General features: G+C 44.5%; 15 protein-coding genes, 9 tRNA genes and 1 rRNA gene. 20 read left to right on the top strand and 5 right to left on the bottom strand.

What is annotated here, in order from left to right:
* The 11 genes from AB4Y93_RS25845 to AB4Y93_RS25795 all read left to right on the top strand — a co-directional run.
* Positions 1-146, top strand: a 23S ribosomal RNA gene (locus AB4Y93_RS25845); the annotation flags it as partial.
* 60 nt (positions 147-206) lie between these two features.
* A tRNA-Glu gene (locus tag AB4Y93_RS25840) sits at positions 207-281 on the top strand.
* Positions 282-295: 14 nt separating this feature from the next.
* Positions 296-371, top strand: a tRNA-Val gene (locus tag AB4Y93_RS25835).
* Between the two features lie 17 nt (positions 372-388).
* Positions 389-465, top strand: a tRNA-Met gene (locus AB4Y93_RS25830).
* Positions 466-495: 30 nt separating this feature from the next.
* A tRNA-Asp gene (locus tag AB4Y93_RS25825) sits at positions 496-572 on the top strand.
* A gap of 17 nt (positions 573-589) precedes the next feature.
* Positions 590-665: transfer RNA gene (locus AB4Y93_RS25820), tRNA-Thr, on the top strand.
* A gap of 22 nt (positions 666-687) precedes the next feature.
* Positions 688-774, top strand: a tRNA-Leu gene (locus AB4Y93_RS25815).
* A gap of 3 nt (positions 775-777) precedes the next feature.
* Positions 778-852: transfer RNA gene (locus AB4Y93_RS25810), tRNA-Gly, on the top strand.
* A gap of 9 nt (positions 853-861) precedes the next feature.
* A tRNA-Arg gene (locus AB4Y93_RS25805) sits at positions 862-938 on the top strand.
* A gap of 19 nt (positions 939-957) precedes the next feature.
* A tRNA-Pro gene (locus tag AB4Y93_RS25800) sits at positions 958-1,034 on the top strand.
* Between the two features lie 107 nt (positions 1,035-1,141).
* Positions 1,142-2,131 (top strand): Gfo/Idh/MocA family protein, encoded by a 990-nt coding sequence (locus tag AB4Y93_RS25795; RefSeq protein ID WP_441896314.1) that lies wholly within the window; start codon positions 1,142-1,144, stop codon positions 2,129-2,131.
* Between the two features lie 51 nt (positions 2,132-2,182).
* On the opposite strand, the gene AB4Y93_RS25790 is transcribed toward AB4Y93_RS25795, so the two are convergent.
* On the bottom strand, positions 2,183-2,683 hold the full coding sequence (locus AB4Y93_RS25790) for a YecA family protein (protein WP_441896313.1): 501 nt from the start codon (positions 2,681-2,683) through the stop codon (positions 2,183-2,185).
* 186 nt (positions 2,684-2,869) lie between these two features.
* Here AB4Y93_RS25790 and AB4Y93_RS25785 point away from each other — a divergent pair, with 186 nt between their 5' ends.
* The 5 genes from AB4Y93_RS25785 (at position 2,870) to AB4Y93_RS25765 (ending at position 8,160) form a co-directional block, all read left to right on the top strand.
* Positions 2,870-4,108, top strand: coding sequence for an aminopeptidase (locus AB4Y93_RS25785; protein ID WP_441896311.1), 1,239 nt, complete (start codon positions 2,870-2,872; stop codon positions 4,106-4,108).
* 53 nt (positions 4,109-4,161) lie between these two features.
* Positions 4,162-4,431, top strand: a complete 270-nt coding sequence (locus AB4Y93_RS25780; RefSeq protein WP_441896310.1) for a DUF3886 domain-containing protein — start codon at positions 4,162-4,164, stop codon at positions 4,429-4,431.
* A gap of 185 nt (positions 4,432-4,616) precedes the next feature.
* Complete coding sequence (locus AB4Y93_RS25775) at positions 4,617-5,240, top strand: ribonuclease H-like YkuK family protein (RefSeq protein ID WP_441896308.1); 624 nt, start codon at positions 4,617-4,619, stop codon at positions 5,238-5,240.
* A gap of 166 nt (positions 5,241-5,406) precedes the next feature.
* A complete protein-coding gene (locus AB4Y93_RS25770; protein ID WP_441896306.1) occupies positions 5,407-6,138 on the top strand; it encodes a metallophosphoesterase in 732 nt (243 codons plus the stop codon).
* Between the two features lie 141 nt (positions 6,139-6,279).
* A complete protein-coding gene (locus tag AB4Y93_RS25765) occupies positions 6,280-8,160 on the top strand; it encodes an ATP-binding protein (RefSeq protein ID WP_441896304.1) in 1,881 nt (626 codons plus the stop codon).
* A gap of 44 nt (positions 8,161-8,204) precedes the next feature.
* Here AB4Y93_RS25765 and AB4Y93_RS25760 read toward each other — a convergent pair whose 3' ends face one another.
* The 3 genes from AB4Y93_RS25760 to AB4Y93_RS25750 form a co-directional block, all read right to left on the bottom strand.
* Positions 8,205-8,441 (bottom strand): NHLP leader peptide family RiPP precursor, encoded by a 237-nt coding sequence (locus AB4Y93_RS25760; RefSeq protein ID WP_441896302.1) that lies wholly within the window; start codon positions 8,439-8,441, stop codon positions 8,205-8,207.
* Between the two features lie 75 nt (positions 8,442-8,516).
* Positions 8,517-9,449, bottom strand: a complete 933-nt coding sequence (locus tag AB4Y93_RS25755; protein ID WP_441896300.1) for a hypothetical protein — start codon at positions 9,447-9,449, stop codon at positions 8,517-8,519.
* A gap of 18 nt (positions 9,450-9,467) precedes the next feature.
* Complete coding sequence (locus tag AB4Y93_RS25750; RefSeq protein ID WP_441896298.1) at positions 9,468-10,163, bottom strand: hypothetical protein; 696 nt, start codon at positions 10,161-10,163, stop codon at positions 9,468-9,470.
* A 323-nt stretch (positions 10,164-10,486) separates the two neighbouring features.
* Here AB4Y93_RS25750 and AB4Y93_RS25745 point away from each other — a divergent pair, with 323 nt between their 5' ends.
* Entirely contained in the window at positions 10,487-11,053 is a 567-nt protein-coding gene (locus tag AB4Y93_RS25745; RefSeq protein WP_441896296.1) for a hypothetical protein, read from the top strand.
* Between the two features lie 24 nt (positions 11,054-11,077).
* Here AB4Y93_RS25745 and AB4Y93_RS25740 read toward each other — a convergent pair whose 3' ends face one another.
* The gene (locus AB4Y93_RS25740) at positions 11,078-11,950 is read right to left on the bottom strand and encodes an SDR family oxidoreductase (protein WP_441896294.1); all 873 of its coding nucleotides are present in this window, start codon (positions 11,948-11,950) and stop codon (positions 11,078-11,080) included.
* 301 nt (positions 11,951-12,251) lie between these two features.
* On the opposite strand from AB4Y93_RS25740, the gene AB4Y93_RS25735 reads away from it, so the two are divergent.
* The 3 genes from AB4Y93_RS25735 (at position 12,252) to AB4Y93_RS25725 (ending at position 14,795) form a co-directional block, all read left to right on the top strand.
* On the top strand, positions 12,252-12,455 hold the full coding sequence (locus AB4Y93_RS25735; protein ID WP_441896292.1) for a hypothetical protein: 204 nt from the start codon (positions 12,252-12,254) through the stop codon (positions 12,453-12,455).
* 177 nt (positions 12,456-12,632) lie between these two features.
* Positions 12,633-14,021 (top strand): glycoside hydrolase family 26 protein, encoded by a 1,389-nt coding sequence (locus AB4Y93_RS25730; protein ID WP_441896290.1) that lies wholly within the window; start codon positions 12,633-12,635, stop codon positions 14,019-14,021.
* 69 nt (positions 14,022-14,090) lie between these two features.
* Complete coding sequence (locus AB4Y93_RS25725; RefSeq protein ID WP_441896288.1) at positions 14,091-14,795, top strand: hypothetical protein; 705 nt, start codon at positions 14,091-14,093, stop codon at positions 14,793-14,795.
* Positions 14,796-14,839 lie beyond the last annotated feature (44 nt).

The raw sequence follows: 14,839 nt of genomic DNA, 5'->3' as shown, positions 1-14,839 counted from the left end.
TGAAAGCATCTAAGCGTGAAGCCCCCCTCAAGATGAGATTTCCCAATTAGTAAGACCCCTTGAAGACGACGAGGTTGATAGGTTCGGGGTGGAAGCACAGCAATGTGTGGAGCTGACGAATACTAATCGGTCGAGGGCTTATCCTAAAAGACTTAAGGAAGATTCACTTTCGCATCCAGTTTTCAAGGCTCAAATCTTGATAGCTAGGCCCGTTGGTCAAGGGGTTAAGACACCTCCCTTTCACGGAGGTAACAGGGGTTCGAATCCCCTACGGGTCACCAATTTCCACTTATATGGAGGCTTAGCTCAGCTGGGAGAGCATCTGCCTTACAAGCAGAGGGTCGGGGGTTCGATCCCCTCAGCCTCCACCATAGAAGATTTAGAATGCCGCGAGGTGGAGCAGTCCGGTAGCTCGTCGGGCTCATAACCCGAAGGTCACAGGTTCAAATCCTGTCTTCGCAACCAATTTCTTCGAACAAGTTTCGAAAACAGCATGGAGCTGTGGTGTAGAGGCCTAACATGCCTGCCTGTCACGCAGGAGACCGCGGGTTCGAATCCCGTCAGCTCCGCCATTTTTACCAAATATTATGCCGGTGTAGCTCAGTTGGTAGAGCAACTGACTTGTAATCAGTAGGTCGTGGGTTCGACTCCTATCGCCGGCACCATTTTTACAATTTTAATATGCATGCGGTCGTGGCGGAATTGGCAGACGCGCTAGATTCAGGTTCTAGTGGTGTAACAGCCGTGGAGGTTCGAGTCCTCTCGACCGCACCATATGCGGAAGTGGCTCAGCGGTAGAGCATCGCCTTGCCAAGGCGAGGGTCGCGGGTTCGATTCCCGTCTTCCGCTCCATATTTTTTTGCGGCCTTAGCTCAGCTGGATAGAGCGTTTGACTACGAATCAAAAGGCCAGGAGTTCGAATCTCTTAGGCCGCGCCATTTTTTCTTAATTGAATAACGGGATGTAGCTCAGCTTGGTAGAGCACCTGGTTTGGGACCAGGGGGTCGCATGTTCAAATCGTGTCATCCCGACCATTTCAATTCATTAGAAGTCAGCAGACGTACTTGATACGTTTGGCAGGCTTTTTTTTAGTTTATTGGCAAAATGGAATTTTATTAACGAAAGAAGAGGTGAAACCATAATGCTGCGTATTGGTATTATTGGCTCAAACTTTATCACGGAAACTTTTATGGATGCTGCTCGTCAGGTCGATATGGTTAAGGTAGCGGCATTATATTCTCGTTCGGAGGAACGAGTTAAGGAATATGCAGCTGCTCAGGACATTCCACACACCTTTACTGATCTGGAAGCGATGGCGCAAAGTGATTTAATCGATGCGATTTACATAGCTAGTCCTAACTCGTTACATGCGCAGCATGCGATTACGTTCATGAACCATGGCAAGCATGCACTATGTGAGAAGCCAATTGCTTCGAATGCTGCAGAAGTACAAGCCATGATCGAAGCAGCGAAAGCGAATAACGTGCTGCTTATGGAAGCGATGAAGTCGACACTTGTTCCTAATTTTGACGCGGTACGTGAGAATCTGCATAAGATTGGGAAGGTACGTACATTCTTCGCATCTTTCTGTCAGTATTCGTCACGTTATGATAAATATAAAGCTGGAGAAGTATTAAATGCATTCCTGCCAGAGCTTTCGAATGGCTCACTGATGGACATTGGAACATATTGCATTTATCCACTGGTAGTATTGTTTGGCAAGCCGGATAGTGTTAAAGCAAGCGCGGTTATGCTGGAGTCAGGTGTTGACGGTAAGGGCAGCCTGATCTTGAATTATGGGGATATGGAAGCAGTGCTGCTCCATTCGAAGATTTCGAACTCGAATATGCCGACAGAAATCCAAGGGGAAGAAGGAAATATGATTATCGAGAGAATCAGCCAGCCTTCGAGCGTTCTTATTCAATATCGCGATGGTCGTGAAGAAGAGAATGTTAGCAGAGATCAGGTGAGCAATTCGATGGTCTATGAAATTCAATCGTTTGCTGAGCTGATTGAACGTGGTGAGCTTGAATCGCCAATTAACTCTTTTGCAAACTCGCTTATTGTTATGGAGATTATGGACGAAGCCCGTAGACAAATCGGACTTGTTTTCCCGGCTGATCAGAAATAAGTGGATAAAAAACAGGCTGTTCCGGAGTAATCTCCAGAACAGCCTGTCCCATTATTGCGCCACTTGCTCCGCGACTTGCTCGTTGTTTTGTTCCAACTGCTGCATAAGGAATGCAGAAAGCTCTTGGTAACGCTTCGTGATGGTTGAAGCAGATACTTCGTATTTGTCGGCAAGCTCGTTCTTAGATTTGCCGGATTCGGTAACCTCACAGACCATATATTCCAACGCGGCACAAAATGCGCCTGATTTACGATACGTTGGTTTCGTCATATTCGTGAAATCATGCCAGATCATAACGGCCATCGCGATATGGTTAGGCTTGTAATCCTGTTTCATGGAAGCAATAACTTCATGTGCCAGTTCTGCGTATTGTGGATTAGCCCACGTGGATTCGTGGTCAACCAAATGCACCAGCTCAGCTTCTGTAAAATGACGAATAGCATTGGAGGCTTTACTTGTTCTAGCCGATTGTTCGTCCTTGGACATGCAGCATTTTTTATATTTCAAGCCGCTGCCGCAATGACATTGATCATTTCTACCTAGTTTAGACATAATAGCTCCTTCATGCGAAAATCTTTTATGCAAGAGTACATTCCTATAATAACATAAAAAGAGGGATGGAAAAACGAAAAACCTACATTTTCCATTCCTGCCCCCAGTAAAGTTCCATTATTCATAGGCCTGGGGCCGTAAGCAAACAATAAGATTATACATATCCAGAAAGGTGTGGAATGAGACATGACTAATGAAGCATTCGAAAGCAATCTAACTAAGTACGCTGAACTGATTGTAAGAGTAGGCGTTAATGTACAGCAGGATCAAGAGGTATTTATCACAGGAGCTGTTGAACAGGCTGCTCTCGTTCGACTCGTTGCCGAGCAGGCCTATTTGGCTGGAGCAAGCAATGTACATGTTGATTGGACGGATGACAGATTGTCCCGGCTGAAATATGAGAAAGCAGCAGACGATGTGTTCACGCGTTATCCGGAATGGGAAACAGCGAAGCGAAATTCTTTTGTAGAGCGTAACGCAGTATTTATCTCCATTGTCTCTTCGAACCCTGATCTGCTGAGTGGAATTGATTCGCAGCGGATTGCCAACTTCCAGAAGGCTTCAGGCCAAGGGCTACAGCAGTTCCGCAGTGCTGTTCAATCAGATAAAGTAAGCTGGACAGTAGTAGCTGCGGCTAGTAAGGCATGGGCAGGTAAAGTGTTCCCGAATGCTACGGAAGAAGAGTCAGTCAAGTTGTTATGGGAAGCAATCTTTAAAGCGGTTCGTCTGCTTGCAGCAGACCCTGTAAAAGCGTGGGAGGAGCATAACGCAACGCTTCATTCTAAAGCGGAAGCATTAAATGGGAATCATTTTAAAAAGCTGCATTACACGGCTCCTGGCACCGATCTTACGATCGAGCTTGCAGACAAACATATTTGGGTGGCAGCAGGCAGTGAGAACCAGAACCAAATCTCCTTTATGGCGAACATGCCGACTGAGGAAGTATTCACAGTGCCTCTGAAGACCGGCGTAAACGGTCATGTATCCAGCACGAAGCCACTTAGCTATGGCGGTAATATTATCGACAACTTTAAGATTACATTCGAAGCAGGGCGTATCGTTAAGGTTGAGGCGGAGCAAGGGCAGGAGATACTTCAGAAGCTGGTTGATACAGACGAAGGCTCACATTACCTAGGTGAGGTGGCTCTTGTACCTCATGAATCCCCGATCTCGCAATCGAATATTTTGTTCTACCAAACCTTGTTTGATGAGAATGCATCAAACCATCTGGCGATTGGCAGTGGTTATGCTTTTAATATTGAAGGCGGTAAAAAGATGTCCCCGGAGGAGCTTGCTGAGAATGGCGTTAATGCCAGCATCACACATGTTGATTTTATGATCGGTTCGGCTGTAATGGATATCGACGGTATTAAGGCAGATGGCACGGTTGTCCCAATCTTCCGCAAAGGCAACTGGGCATTCTAAGCTGAGCATGCTATAATGTTCGGCAATGAATGGATTTCAAGGAGATGACAGCAATGCCGAAAAAGAAAAATATCACTCAAAATCATCGAGCTAGTTCCAGCCCACAGCAGGAGCAAGGAACTACGCTGAAGGATTTACTTGGCGCAGATGTGTTGCAGAAGCTGAACCAGCAATCTGACGAGATGAAGGCGGCTGAGGAGCAGCGTAAGCAAGAGGTTAGAGCGCAGGCCGAGGAAGCCCGTAAAAAGGAACAGAAGCGGCTTGAGAGTGATATGGGTTACTTGCTGGAGAACAGCAAGCAGGATTGGCGAAAATTTAAATAAGAATCAATAGGAAATAGCCCCTGAGCTGCATACATTGCGGTGAAGGGGCTATTTTTCTTGTGTCTTGACCGTGCCACATTCGTGCTTGTTCACATATAACATTAATAATAAAATACAACTCCTTCTGCATACTCATGGGTATAGAGAGATGGAATTTAGGCGATTGCTGATAAGAAAGGGCTGAAATGTACATTGTACAGGTGACGATGATGAGAAAAAATCAATCGAATAAACGGCTCCTTCTACCGGAAGAGCTGAGGTTCCAGAACGTGACGGAGAGCAGGCTGACCATTCAAGAGGTATATGATCGCATTTTGAATTTTATGGCGAGTGATCCACGGGCGGCATATCATTTTGTAATTGGAACAGACAGCCAAGGGTTTAACGGATATACGAAGTTCGTAACAGGCATTATTATTCGGCGTATGGGAAAAGGTGCATGGGCCTGCTATCGACAGGTAGTGGTGCAGCGTGAGCTGACCTCGCTGAAGGAGAAGCTGACGATGGAAACGGCGTTATCCCAGGAAGTAGCCTACTACTTCGTGGAAGGAGCTATTCAGCAGATGGAGGAGCTGCTGCTGCCTTTTGTATACCAAGGGGCATCGCTTGATCTGTTTATCGATATCGACGCAGGTACAGAGCCTACAATTAATAAGACATACCTCTATGTAGATGAGATGATTGATCGGGTAAAAGGGATGGGCACGTATGCGGCCAGAGTGAAGCCGGATTCTTATGCTGCGTCGGCTTATGCCAATCGTCATACAAAAAAACCGGTCCATTTCAAAAAAAGACAAGAACTCGTATAAAGGAGCATATTTTGCTCAATTACAAGGTAAGGCGCAGCCTGTTGAAGCACCGGACAAGTTGATAGTAGGAGAGCCGCAGGCCAATAGACCTGCGGTTTTTTTCGAGAGGAAGGTTTTTCCCTATAGCTGTAGAATTCAAATACGTATAGGGGAAGGATGGGATGTCATGGGGAAGGAAAGAACGCTTGTTATAAGTGATATTCATGGCTGTTATGATGCTTTTAACAGGCTGTTGGAACGGGTAAATTACGAACCTGTAAGTGATCAGCTGATTTTGCTAGGAGATTTCGTTAGCAAAGGGCCGGATAGTAAGCAGGTGGTGGAGCAGGCATTCCATATGGTAAGCGATGACGGGGCTATCGCAATCCAGGGCAATCATGATGAACGTTTCGTAGACATTGTCCGTAATAAAACCAAAGATGCGAGGGACAAGTTCTTTCGTCATGGCGGTCGCCAAACCGTATACAGCTATTTGAGAGGACTCGATATGACAGGCAGCGAAGAGGATCTGCTGGCCAGGCTTAGAGAGACGGTTTTGGAGCTTTACCCGCATCATGCGGATTTTCTGGAGGAGCTACCTTATTTCTTCGAAGATGAACAATTTATTTATGTACATGCGGGTCTTAATCCGAAATATCCGAATTGGAAGGACCAGCCGAAGAGGGATTTTCTATATATCAAGGATTCCTTTCACAAGGAAGATACGATGGTTGATAAAGTAGTTGTATTCGGCCATACGAAGACGGTTGATTTGCATGGACGAGCAGATGTCTGGTATGGCAAAGGCAAGATTGGCATCGATGGTGGATGCGCTAGCGGCTTGCAGTTAAATGCGTTGGAGATTATCGATGGTAATGTCAGAGCTATATCGGTACCGGCAAGAAGAGCGGTAATATAAGGTGAAAAGAAGGAGCGGAGATTCCGCTCTTTTTAATGTTAAGAAATTTAATTTCCAATGAATTGAAATGAAGGATTTGATCGAAATATGTCGAACTAATGAGCATTAAGAACTATTTTCCAAATTCTGAGGTGTAAAGAAATGAAGGCAGTTATGAAGTATGCAATGTTCGTTCTTATATTCCTAGCAGTAATCACTTCATTACGCCCGACAGTCACCTATGCGAATACAGATGAGGCAACTCAGGAGATTCAAATTACAGAATGGCAAATTATTCCGGGGACAGATGATGAAGGAACGATCCCGCCAGACGAGGGTTGGATCACGGTTAAGGAAAATGGAGCAGCACCTGAATTGCCAAAAGGGACAAGCTCGTTATGGGTGAAGGTCGAGCTTCCTGCTATTACGGGGCCTCATGCTGGACTATTGGTTGATAAAGCATATGCTCAGAATATCTTTGCATATGTGAATGGAGACAGTGTTTATGAATCTGTTCGGAAACACTATTACGATGTGAATCGATTGGTTATTCCATTAGATCGATCAGATTCTATTAGAGTGCTTTATATTCACCTAGTTAATGAAACAGGGAATATTGGCATAAATGGGTTCACTCTCGGCGACTATACAAAGTTATACCGTACGATGCTTGTAAAAGAGATGCCAGACGTTATATTAGGTGCGGCATTTATATTTGTTTCAGCAATTATGTTCTTCTGTATGTTATTTCTCAAGAAAGTAAATGTATCCGGTTGGAAGTCACTTAGTTTAATTATTTTATCAATTGGATGTATGTTAACCTTATATTCACCATTTCTGTATACGGTTTATGGGAGGATCGGCTATTTATATACGATTGCTTTTGATATATCAACTAACATTTTTCTTCCAGCTTTACTTTTCTTCATTGAAACGATATTTGGTAAGGGGAAATTTCTTCTAGTACGTATCTTCAAATATTATGCGATAGCGATTGCAATCTTTTCGTCAATTGGCTTAGCTGTAAATATCGTTACGGAGAATGCTTACTACTCTATTTATTACTCCATATTCACTGTTTTATTTGCTTTTGGTGTTATCGGAGGAAGTCTTATCATACTTGGGATACTATCAGTTCAGAGTTTCAGAAAAGAAAAAGATGCCATCATTCTTTCTTCAGGACTTGGACTCTTTATCTTGTTCACGTCTGTAGATATGATTCAATATTATGCTCAGTCGAAAAACTATGAGTTTATATTCTGGAAGTGGGGTATCGTTTGCTTCGTATTGACTTTGGTCGTTATTCTTGGCAGGCAGATCGTAATCAGTTTTGAGAAGGTTGTTACCTACTCCAAGCAACTAGAAATTTATAATAATGAACTTCAGCGATCAGATAAAATGGATATGATCAGTCAATTAGCTGCCTCTGTCGCTCATGAAGTCCGTAATCCATTGCAGGTTACACGAGGATTTCTACAACTTCTGGAAGAGAAAAGTGCCAGCAGCAAAGAGAAGAATTATATGGTATTGGCAATTAACGAACTTGACCGTGCTTCGGAGATTATTACTGATTTCCTCACCTTTGCTAAACCTCAGTTGGAATATGTTTCAGTATTGAATCTTGCCAGCGAATTTAAACACATTGGAAGTATCCTTATACCATTAGCAAATATGCAGGGCGGGCAATTAAAGTTGAACATTCCCGAACAGTTGCTTATACAAGGAAATTCCTCCAAATTCAAGCAAGCTTTTATTAATATGATTAAGAATAGTATTGAAGCGCTGCAAGGCGAAGGTGAGATTGAAATTAGAGGTTATATGGAAGATAACCGGGTCGTTATTCGAATTAGGGATAATGGGGAAGGTATGACGGAGAGTGAGCTTGCAAAGCTTGGTGAGCCCTATTATTCAAATAAGACAAAAGGAACAGGGCTGGGGCTCATGGTTACCTTCAGTATTATTGAAGTGATGCAGGGAGAGATTATATTTAATAGTACCAAAGGTGTAGGTACGGAAGTGATAGTTAAATTCCCTGCTGCATAACAAAAGAACCACTCCATGGAGTGGTTCTTTTGTTATTATATCAATTACCAAGTAGGGAATTCAACTGCTGAAGCGGTTCTCATTGCGGAGGGTTTCGGCGGAATAACCAGATAGGCGTGCTCTGGTGTTTCTTCAACAGCAGTAACCTCGATGCTCTCTGGAATGTCTACACCAAAAGCGTCTTTAATAGCTGATTTAGGATCTTGAAGTAACTGTTGCATAAATGCATCGTCTTCCCAAGCTTTTTGAATAATTTGATCCCGAGTAATTTGATTCGACAAAATAACCCCTCCAACTATGCTATGGTAATACCACTTGAGTACTAGGATTATAGCATGATTATTGGTTAATTTATACTAATTTTTCTGATTATTCGACAAAATATAATCAAATCCGCCTAGTAATAAAGACTCCTTAGTCTGTTCTACCTTTTCGGCATAGGAGGTTATACCCTCGTTAATGGAATGGCTGAAAGTGAATAGGGATCGTAGTTGTAGCGGACTGTTGATAAGGATGTCGAGAGTTTCTTTGCTGTAAGTACAATATGTACTTAATAACCCACGGTCATAGATATAGGACGATGCCTCTTTCGCATGAAGCGGGCTATTATATGGCCTCTTAGCATGAATGATCGACAACAGACAGTTGTAATTCCCCTCTTTTAGGTCATCCTCCCAATCGTCCAAATCGTCAGCCATCTGGAGCAGGACGAGACTGTAATCTACAAGCTTCTCTACCTGCTCTATAAGTTCTGAATGATCTGCCAGCAGAAGTACACCCGTGCTTGCTAATTTGAGAGGAGAAGCCTTCTTCGCTATTTTCACGACATCTGTCATAAAGTAGTCATGTTTATCTTCATTAACGACAGCCTGTGCCCATTCGTTCACATATTGGTGTCGATAGCTCCAAAAAGGCGAATCAGCGGCAAATAACTCCCGCAGGATCGCCTCTAGCTCCTCATGGCATAAGTGAGCGAGAGCCAGCTGCTCTTTCCAAGCCGAGGGAGTTTCATCCATTACATCATCCTGCAGAAAATAATAGAGCATGTTGAATACATTAGCGATGGCTAGACTGCGGCATTGTTCAATTGGAATGGAGGTAGTCTCATTAACCCAGTAAGGCAGTAAATAACAGATATAGTTTTTTGAACTGTCCGGTTTAAATACATCGAATTTATCCAAATAAGTTAATCCCGCATGTCTAAATGGCTCTGGGAAATTGGCGATACGCTGTCTTGCCTCGGAGAATACGATATGAAGCTCGGATGCATAAGGCTCAAAATAATTCATCTGCAGGTTCCCCGCTTGTTAGTTAGATTCATCCTTCATAATCTCCATCAAAGCGATAATTTTAACGGAATTGTACTCTTCTGTTGACAATCGGCCGAGCAGTGTTGATTTAATCGACTGCTTCTCTTCTGCTGTTAAGCCATCCTTCGCCTTATCCGCTAATCCTGTCAGTTCTTTCATAGAAAACTTGCTTAGCAGCAAGTTAGCGGCCTCATCCTTTGTCTTGACGACAAGCTTATCATTCACTGACGGCTTGTCCGTTACTGTATCTGTTGTTTCATTTGTTTTGCTTGTTGAGGAGGAGGTCGTCTTACCAGATTGTCCTGCAGCTTTGTCACTGTCATTGACAGTGGCAGGAAGGGAGCCTTGAATAGCCTCGACTGCTTTTTTATCAAAATATTTGGAGTTATCGGCTATGATTTTCTGAACTGCAGGGTCATTCTTTAAAGACTCCACTTCATCTGTGGTCAAAATTTGATCGGCCATTTCATTCATCATCTTATTAGACAAATAATGAAACCCAAACTTATAGCCGGCAAATCCAATAACACCAATCACAATAATAATGGTCAGCAGCCGAGTCCATATGACTGTACTCTTCTTAATAGGCTTTCTTGAACTTCCAGGGTATTTGATCCAGGTTCTTCCGTCTTTGGTTCTGTACTTATGAATACCGACAAGCTGGAGGGGGGTGTTAATTTTTTTGAATTCCATGTTTATAGCAATCTCCTTTATATCCTGGGTATAATGTGCCTTATTATACCATAATTAAGGGGAATACTAGAAATCGAGCTAGTACCAAATGCTCATTATGGCCAACGTAAGGACTATAGCGAATTTATTTACACTTATCTGTGGAATTGTTAAGTTATGGTTGAGAGATCCTATTAATTCCATTAAAATAAAAAGGAAGAGTTTAGTTAGAACAGGACCAAGGTCGTGGATAAGGACTGTACCTCAGATGGTTATGAAGCCATGGCTCCTGCATTAAAGTTAGATATAGTAGCGTTACTTCTTTAATGTGGAGGTTATCAGGCATGACAAGTGAGTTGGAGGTTTACGTTGTCCTAACGGATACCGGAACGTTGTTTACAAGAACGATTAAGTGGTTTACGAAGGATGCGCTTAATCATGCATCTATTGCGTTTGATAGTGGTCTGAATGAGGTGTATAGCTTTGGCCGCAAAAATCCTCAGAATCCCTTTTTCGCAGGCTTTGTGAGGGAGAATATGCGCGGAGAGCTATTCGAGCAGGCTACATGCGCGTTATATCGTTGTCGGATTCAACCTGCCGCTTATGCGAAGATGCGCAGCGTCATTGCCGATATGGACCGAAACAGTGACCAGTATCGCTACAATTTGATAGGTGTCATTGGAGTATTATTTAACATTCAACTGATTAAGAGAGATTACGCTTATTTCTGCTCGGAATTTGTGGCATCGGTATTTGAGAAAAGCGGTGTTGATCTCGTAAATAAATCTTCTTTTTTAGTGACGCCAGGCGATCTCGAGAATACGCCAAAGCTGGAGCTTATCTATGAAGGACGGCTCCAGAACTTATTAAACAACCGAATGGATGATGAAATAGGAAAACGCCTTGCGTAAACTTCGCAAGGCGCTTAATTTTTATTATCCGTTCACTATTTCGCCGCCATTAATATGGAGGAATTGGCCCGTTACATAGCTGGAATCTTCTGAAGCCAGATAGACATAAGCAGGGGCAAGCTCAAACGGCTGACCTGCGCGTTTCATAGGTGTATCTGAACCAAAGGTGGATACTGACTGGTCATCGAAGCTGGCGGGAATAAGCGGAGTCCAGATCGGGCCGGGGGCTACGCCATTTACACGTATACCACGGTCAACAAGATTAGCAGCGAGTGCTCTTGTGAAGGAAACAATGGCCCCTTTCGTAGCGGAATAATCAATTAAAGTCGGATTGCCTTTATATGCTGTAATGGATGCGGTGTTGATAATAGAGCAGCCTTGTTTCAAATGGGGAAGAGCGGCTCTTGTGAGATAGAACATGCCAAATACGTTCGTCCGGAACGTCTTTTCAAGCTGCATGGCAGTAATATCCTCCAGCCGCTGCTGCACATGCTGCTCGGCAGCGTTGTTAATGACAATGTCTAGTTTACCGAAGGACATCACCGTCTGCTCAACGGCATGGCGGCAGAAAGCCTCATCTCCAAGATCACCGTGGATGAGCAGGCACCGCCTTCCCGCTTTTTCGATCTCTTCTTGAACAACTTGTGCATCTTCATGCTCATTATAATAGACAATGCTGACGTCACAGCCCTCAAGGGCGAAAGCAACGGCTACTGCTCTGCCGATTCCACTGTCGCCGCCAGTAATAATGGCTGCTTTATTCGCTAGCTTGTTCGCTGATTTATATTGTTCGGATTTATAGACGGGAAGCGGATTCATCTCTGCTTCTATGCCCGGCTGCTTGTTCTGGTGCTGGGGCGGAAAGACCGCTTTTTTGTTGCTGGATGATTGTGACACAGGGTAAAGCCTCCTTTTTGAATATCCATTCTTAGCTATTAGTGTGGGATGTTGGGAGGTCTGCTATACACTATGCATGAGCGGAAGAGGAGGATTAGGCATTTGTCCTAGGCAAGTCTGTTGCGGATAACATTGATTTTTACCACAATCATAGTCGGAGGAGACGACAATTCCACAGCTTTTGGTACTTGTGGTCATTCTGACGCGGGTCAGCATCATACAACTTCGCAAAGTACCAGCCAGGGGCTTGCCGATTGACGCCTCACTTGTTATGCTGAGTACAATAAAGCGAGGTGATCATATGTCCGCCAATGAACATAATGAGGCTCAGGAGCAGCAAGCAAAGCCGCTTACACAAGCTGAGCGTGCGAAGCAGCTGCTTCAACAGAAGAAGCAAGGGCAAAACGGAGTAGCTGGTCAAAATCATAAAACGACGGCTACGCAGGCTATGAAAAGCCAAAATACGAAAAAAGTAAACAACCAACGTAAAAAAATGGGCGTTTAATGAAAAACATGCTGAGGCTGCCTCGTCTAGTCAACTACTGACTAGACGAAGGCAGCCTTTTTCATTGTTTTAGCTACGTATATTTGCCTCTCCTTTGCCTAATCCTGTGAATAAGAAGAGGGGGAGGTTCCGCTGCTGAGCTATTGGTTATCGAATCGCCGCAAGCTGATTGGGCTTATGCTGGCATGCGCATTTCTCTGCATGATGGAGGGGGCTGGCAGCGCTGCCAGCCTGCATCGCCCACCTGCTGATGTAAATGCTTATGCGGCTGCGGAGGGGGAGGATGTAAGCTATTCGGAGTGGACGATTCATGTCACATCCATGCATCCGAATTATACGCTTGGGAAAATAGAGCCTGTAAGAGGCGTTTATTTGGGAGCGTATGTGCTGCAAAATCCACTGATTCATAACAGTATGGCCGAATTCAACCAAGCCACTGGCAAAAAGCATGCAAGCTTTTTCAAGTATGTTGGCTATGGAGAACCGTTCCCCTCCGAATGGGTGAAAGAAGTGAAGGCTGAAGGAGCCATCCCCCATATTGCCTGGGAGCCGAATCATGGCTTGGCAGAAGTAAAGGATGATGCCTATTTGCGCGGCTTTGCTGATGCAGCACGTGAGGCGAATGTGCCGATCTTTCTACGCTTTGCTTCTGAGATGAATGGGACATGGACGAATTACAGTGGCAATCCGGATCTCTATATAGAAACCTGGCGTCTGGTGCATGATATCTTCGAAAAAAAAGCGCCAAAGACGGCGATGGTCTGGACGGTGCTGAATGTGCCTGAACGACCCATAGAGGCTTATTACCCGGGCGATGATTACGTCGATTGGGTTGGGCTTAACATCTATAATGTAAAGTATCATAATGGAGATATACGGCAGCCGTCCGAATTCGAAGACCCTTTACAAATGATTGATTATGTCTATAACCGTTTTAGCCGGACAAAGCCAATTCAGCTGTCGGAGTTTGGTGTTACCCATTTCACGACGACCGATGGGATAGAAGATAATGAATATGCCGCTTCAAAAATAAAACGGTTGTACGCCAATCTGCCGGGGCTCTATCCGAGAGTGAAGGCGGTGTTTTATTTTGATGTGAACAATATTACAGAACAAAACGAGACGCGGCGTATCAATGATTATTCCATAACAAATGAACAGCAGCTTAAGGATGTTTATCAACAAGCCATCTCTAGTTCATATTATTTAAGCAGCCTATCCGAAGCAGGAGGAACACAGGCAAAAGTGACCCAGCCTTTCACTTACCGGGGGCATGTGTTCGAACAGGACGGTCAGCTGTATGTGGATGAGGCATTTTTCAGGCGGATCCTGCAAGTTGATGTGGAGATGCTCGAGGACGGAACGGTTCAATTAAGCAGATGGGACGGGACGATGGTAAGAGTGGCGCGCGTACCATTCATTCCGCATAAAATATGGAGCGGTTACAAAATAAACGGTTTTATCCCTTTATGGCGGGAGATTAATGCACTGCCTTTGTTGACGGTTTCCCAAGAACTTGGCTATCCGATAAACTGGAATGGAATTCACATCTATATTCAGGAATGAAATCGCTTGTCCCCCCGCATAATGAAAGTACACAATTCCATTAACACAGCATGAACGGAGGGATGAATCATGACAGCGATCAGCGGCACTTCCATACGGATTTACCTGCTTGCTGGCGTTGCAACGACCAAAGGCTACTTTGATGAATGCCGGAATCAGCTTGACCGGATGTTTCGGGCGGACGGTCGTGAGCCGATTATTCACATTCTGCACCCTTATGGAGACGCCAGCCGTAATCTATACCGGCAAATTGTCGAGGTTGGCACTGACTTAACAAACCGGATGTCCATTGGACGAATAGGCGGACGCGCCGCATTTAATCAGGTGAAGGAAACGATGCAGGGCGAAGATGAACCGATGCTGTTTATCGGGCATAGCGGGGGCGGAGCAGCCGCCTATCAAGCAGGAAAAATGCTGCATCAACAGCGTTTGAACCGGAACTTCCGTATTGTACAGGTTGGCTCGCCGCGGATTCCGATTCATCCTGAGCTGCGGGATAAGGTATGTTTCTTCCATTCCGTTGACAAGGAAGGGAAGCTTAGCGATCCAATCAGCCGTATTGGATCCTGGGGAGGCTGGACATCTGAAGGCTCATCTGTTCCGCACTGGAACCGGTATAAATATTCTCCTGCTATTGTTGAAGGGATTCCGTTAATCGGCGGACATGCCCATTATTTCAGCCATCAGACACCTTATGTCGATCAGGATGAAGTATGTAATTTGGACAAAACCATTAATCGGGTACGCAATTGGCTTCTGCAGTCCTGGTCCTAATCTGTTTAATCACGTAACAAAACTCCGCATATGAAGCGGAGTTT

Source organism: Paenibacillus sp. YAF4_2 (genome assembly GCF_052113225.1).
GTDB lineage: Bacteria > Bacillota > Bacilli > Paenibacillales > Paenibacillaceae > Pristimantibacillus.
Note: the sequence above shows the minus strand (reverse complement) of the source record. Positions and strands in the feature narration are given on the sequence as shown.